Annotated in this window: 1 protein-coding gene; it reads right to left on the bottom strand. The window is 65.2% G+C overall.

The features are described from left to right. Positions 1–353: 353 nt before the first annotated feature. The coding region (locus tag CKO28_RS27830) for a metal-sensing transcriptional repressor (protein WP_437127667.1) at positions 354–709 on the bottom strand (356 nt) is incomplete at its 5' end.

The raw sequence follows: 709 nt of genomic DNA, 5'->3' as shown, positions 1-709 counted from the left end.
AAGGCCGCGCGCCGTCTTACTCTCGTGCTACGTGTGGGCGAATTCGCCGAATTCGGTGGGCGGTTTCAGCCGAACCAGGTGGGCGAATTCAACCGAATTGGGTGGGCGGATTCCGCCGAATTACGCACTCGGTCTCGGCGGGCGACATGCTCTCGGCGTGGCAGGTCGCGCAGGCGCGTTCGAAGACCTGCCGGCCGCCTTCGTCCTGACTGCCCGCCTCGGCCTGCACGGCGCCGAGACCGAGGCAACCTGTCAGGGCGATCGGGCCAAAGTCGCACGCATGAAAGGACTTCCCGCGTTGTCGCTTAGAGGTTTTTTCGGGTGGACCGTCGCACCCAGGCGTCAGAGCTGGGCTACAGGTACTTCGCGATCGCCTTGAATTCCTCGATCTCGCGCCGCTGCTCGGCAGTCATGGGGCCGACGACATTGTCGAGGCAGTTGTCCAGGTGGTCCTTGATCAGGGTCGTGCGCGCGCCCGCCAGCGCGTTCTCCACGGCGTAGAGCTGCTGCACGAGGTCCAGGCACGGCCGGCCGCCCTCGATCATCTGGATCACCTTGCGCAGGTGCCCGTCGGCCTGTGAATCTGGAGCGTTCTCGAGGGTCCGGGAACGGCAGTTTGCCAGGGCGAGACGGCTTTTGCCGGACCGCTCGTGAACGTGGATTGAACGGACCCGCGGGCAGCGAGGCAGGTCTATGGGGATTGTGTCGA

It is taken from the genome of Rhodovibrio sodomensis, from assembly GCF_016583645.1.
Classification (GTDB): Bacteria; Pseudomonadota; Alphaproteobacteria; order Kiloniellales; family Rhodovibrionaceae; genus Rhodovibrio; species Rhodovibrio sodomensis.
This window is presented reverse-complemented; position numbering and strand designations above follow the sequence as displayed.